Here is a 2,439-nt window from a genome sequence, read left to right as displayed (position 1 = left end):
CGCTGGCCTTGAACCGGAAGTGGAAGCGCAGCTCCTCCTGGACGATCTCGCCCGAGCCGTCCGCCAGCACTCTCACGACGACGGTCGCGGTCACCGCCGCCCCGTCCGGCCGGACGAACTTGGCCGTAAAACGCGCCCGCGGCCGCCGACCACGCACCCGGACGTGCGCCGGGCGCGCCCAATCCGCGCTGAGCCCGTCCACCAGGCTGAACAGCTCTTCGTGGACCGGCCGCCAGCACTCCTTGGTGGTCCGCGAACCGGTCATCCCTCAAGCCTCTCAAGCTGGGCGCGCAGGGCCGTCAGACGGGCCTCGGCGGCGTGGATCTCGATGTTCAGGCGGCGCACCCGGGCGGCGTGCGGGCGGCGCTCGGGCAGGCTCTCGACGCCCAGGCGCGCGAGCACCCGGCTGACGGCGACGGCTTCGGCCGGGTCGGCCGCCAGCCGCCTCTCCCCGGCGACGACGGCGCTCCACACCACGTCCGTGGCGCGGCCGCCGAGGAACTGGCCCAGGCGGCGCAGGGACAGCTCGGGGCGCAGCCGTCGGCCGATCGTCACCGCGCGCTGGCGCGGCCAGTTGGAGCGCGCCGGCCCGCCGCTCTGCGCGCGGCCCTTGATGGCGTCGACGGTCACGCCCGCCTCTTCGGCGACCGCCTGCAGGATCTGCGCGAAGGTGACGATGGCCCCGGTCACGACGCGGGCCCCCGCGCGGCGGCGAAGAAGCCCATGGGCGCGTCCTGGCGGCAGTACCAGGTGCGCCCGAGGTCCGGGCTGAAGCCGGCGGCGCCATGACAGACACGGCAGGAGCGCTCGCCCCTGGTCGGTGCGCGCCAGTCGGATCGGGTCTCCCGGGCGGGGCCGAGGATGTCGTCCAGGGCCGCCATCAAGCCGCCCTCGAAGCCGAGGCCGGGGCCCGTTCCCCGGCCGGCGCCCGCATGGCGGCGACGGCCTCCTCAACCACCAGCCATTCGGCGGCGGAGATCGGGGCCTCGCGGCCCAGCTGCAGCCAGCGCTGGCCGGTGGAGGCGACCATCTCCACCTCGAAGTCCGAGAGCACGCGCGCGCCGCGGGCCATGAGCACCGCCGCCTCAGTCAGCAGCAGGACCTGGGCGTCGGTGAGCCTCATGGCCAGCTCGCGCGCGCCGGGAAGACGCCCAGCGCCTTGGCCACGTAGAAGACCGCCAGGAGCGGCCAGACGGTCGCCAGGGCGCCGGCCAGGGCCCACACGTACCAGCCGCGCGGGCTCATGACCTGGGCGAACAGGGCGAGCGTGCCCGCGGCGGCGGTGGCGTAGATCAGCAGGGCGGGCACTAGGCGGCCGCCACGTCGATCGACACGGCCTCCCATCTGTCGGTGGGCTTCGCCCGCCGGTAGAAGTTCACGTACTCCTTGGAGCCCGCCGGGCGGATGGAGTCCCGGATGGCCTTCATCGCCCGGCCCCAGGCCTCGTCGTCGATGTCGTAGCGCAGCAGGGCGAACAGCTTCGACGGGCTGATCTTGCCCTCCTGCTGTGAGCCGAAGGCGTCCTGCGCGATCGCCCGCAGGGCCGGGTGGGCGTCGGCCGCCCACTCCAGCAGACACTGATCGATGATCTTCTTGGCCGCCTGCAGCTCGGGGCCGAACACGATGCGCTCGGCGACGCTGACCTTGACCATCTGCAGGCCGTCGAAGGTGGTCAGGGTGATGTTGCCCTTCTGGCCGCCGCGCGGGGCCTTGTATTCCTGCTCCAGGAGTTCCTGCAGGGCCTCGACGTCGTCGAGGGTGTGCTGCTTGAACCGGATGATCTGCTCGGCCAGCGGCTTGGCGTAGCCCAGGATCTTGCGGACGGTTTCATCCATCAGCCTGTCCTGGATCTTGACCGCCTCCTCCGGCACCAGCGTGCCCTTGTGGTTGGTCAAGTAGGGCTTGCCGTTGACCATGATGACGCCGGGCGGCGCCGCGGGCGGCGCCGGGGTTTCAGTCTCGGTGGTCATGCTTTCGCTCCAGTGGGGCCGGCCAGCGCCGGGATTGCTTGGGTGTCAGGGGAAGGCAGATCTCCGCCGGCCAGCACGACGCCGGCCTGGGCCATTTCCAGGACCTGGGCGGGAACCATGTGCGGTGAGGCGACGATGAACTCGGCCAGCTCCAGGAGCTGCGGCGAGGCCCGGAACAGCAGGGCGTTGGCGAGCTGCTCCTCGGGCGGATGGTCGCCGGTCCGGTAGGCCAGCGCGCCGATGCTATCGCCGAAGCGGTCGAGCAGGATGTGAGCTTGCCCCGGAGTGCTATTGAGCCGAAACGGCGCGGGGCTGTGATCGCGCTCCTTCACGCCCGGACCCCCCGCAGGGGGTCGAAGTCGTTGGCGGCCGGGAACGGCGCCATGCCGAGCATCTGCTCGAAACCGGCGTCCACCTTGTCGAGGAGCCGGTACAGCTCCCTGGCGGTGAGGACGCCGGCCTGGGCCTG

At 72.2% G+C, this 2,439-nt stretch carries 7 protein-coding genes; all 7 read right to left on the bottom strand.

What is annotated here, in order from left to right; genetic code table 11:
- A partial coding sequence (locus VGL30_RS18395; protein ID WP_331541484.1) for a hypothetical protein occupies positions 1-265 on the bottom strand: 265 nt, incomplete at its 3' end.
- Positions 262-690 carry a hypothetical protein gene (locus VGL30_RS18390; protein WP_331541483.1) on the bottom strand — a complete coding sequence of 143 codons (429 nt, stop codon included), beginning with the start codon at positions 688-690 and terminating at the stop codon, positions 262-264. The genes VGL30_RS18395 and VGL30_RS18390, both read right to left, overlap by 4 nt.
- Positions 687-881, bottom strand: a complete 195-nt coding sequence (locus VGL30_RS18385) for a hypothetical protein (protein ID WP_331541482.1) — start codon at positions 879-881, stop codon at positions 687-689. Before VGL30_RS18385 ends, VGL30_RS18390 begins: the two co-directional genes overlap by 4 nt.
- The gene (locus tag VGL30_RS18380) at positions 881-1,123 is read right to left on the bottom strand and encodes a hypothetical protein (protein ID WP_331541481.1); all 243 of its coding nucleotides are present in this window, start codon (positions 1,121-1,123) and stop codon (positions 881-883) included. The genes VGL30_RS18385 and VGL30_RS18380 overlap by 1 nt, the downstream gene beginning before the upstream one ends.
- Entirely contained in the window at positions 1,120-1,308 is a 189-nt protein-coding gene (locus VGL30_RS18375) for a hypothetical protein (protein WP_331541480.1), read from the bottom strand. Before VGL30_RS18375 ends, VGL30_RS18380 begins: the two co-directional genes overlap by 4 nt.
- Positions 1,308-1,970 (bottom strand): DUF3164 family protein, encoded by a 663-nt coding sequence (locus VGL30_RS18370; RefSeq protein WP_331541479.1) that lies wholly within the window; start codon positions 1,968-1,970, stop codon positions 1,308-1,310. Before VGL30_RS18370 ends, VGL30_RS18375 begins: the two co-directional genes overlap by 1 nt.
- On the bottom strand, positions 1,967-2,302 hold the full coding sequence (locus VGL30_RS18365; RefSeq protein WP_331541478.1) for a hypothetical protein: 336 nt from the start codon (positions 2,300-2,302) through the stop codon (positions 1,967-1,969). Before VGL30_RS18365 ends, VGL30_RS18370 begins: the two co-directional genes overlap by 4 nt.
- Positions 2,303-2,439: the final 137 nt, after the last annotated feature.

Source organism: Phenylobacterium sp., from assembly GCF_036502675.1.
In the GTDB taxonomy this organism is placed as follows: domain Bacteria; phylum Pseudomonadota; class Alphaproteobacteria; order Caulobacterales; family Caulobacteraceae; genus Phenylobacterium.
Note: the sequence above shows the minus strand (reverse complement) of the source record. Positions and strands in the feature narration are given on the sequence as shown.

Coding starts and splice junctions, on each gene's coding strand:
- VGL30_RS18385 (WP_331541482.1), bottom strand. CDS start 881: ATGGCGGCCCTGGACGACATCCTCGGCCCCGCCCGGGAGACCCGATCC.
- VGL30_RS18380 (WP_331541481.1), bottom strand. CDS start 1,123: ATGAGGCTCACCGACGCCCAGGTCCTGCTGCTGACTGAGGCGGCGGTG.
- VGL30_RS18370 (WP_331541479.1), bottom strand. CDS start 1,970: ATGACCACCGAGACTGAAACCCCGGCGCCGCCCGCGGCGCCGCCCGGC.